The organism is Nonomuraea diastatica (genome assembly GCF_004349015.1).
Classification (GTDB): domain Bacteria; phylum Actinomycetota; class Actinomycetes; order Streptosporangiales; family Streptosporangiaceae; genus Nonomuraea; species Nonomuraea diastatica.
In genome coordinates this window covers 1-326 of the sequence record NZ_SMKP01000485.1, presented here as the reverse complement: position 1 = coordinate 326, position 326 = coordinate 1, and the positions used below count along the sequence as shown (strand labels likewise).

Annotated in this window: 2 rRNA genes; both read left to right on the top strand. The window is 55.8% G+C overall.

The annotated features are described in order from the left end of the window. A 23S ribosomal RNA gene (locus E1294_RS52280) occupies positions 1-120 on the top strand; the annotation flags it as partial. A gap of 146 nt (positions 121-266) precedes the next feature. Beyond that, a 5S ribosomal RNA gene (gene rrf / locus E1294_RS52275) occupies positions 267-326 on the top strand; the annotation flags it as partial.

The window sequence follows — 326 nt, the reverse complement described above, 5'->3', positions numbered from 1 at the left end:
GAGGTCTCCCGCCCTGTGAAGGGGTAAGGCTCCCGGTAGACGACCGGGTTGATAGGCCGGGTGTGGAAGCATGGTAACGTGTGGAGCTGACCGGTACTAATAGGCCGAGGACTTGACCACAAAGCATTTTGTTCGGTGTGTGCGGCGCTCTGTTGCTCTTCGTTGGGTTCGGAGCTGCGCCGTGTCGAATGAGGTTAGAGGTTTTGCTCGCGTCCACTAGGCAATTCTGAGACAGCAAGCGGTTGTGTTTGTTGGTTTCATGGGGTTACGGCGGTTATGGCGGGAAGGAAACACCCGGTTACATTCCGAACCCGGAAGTTAAGCTT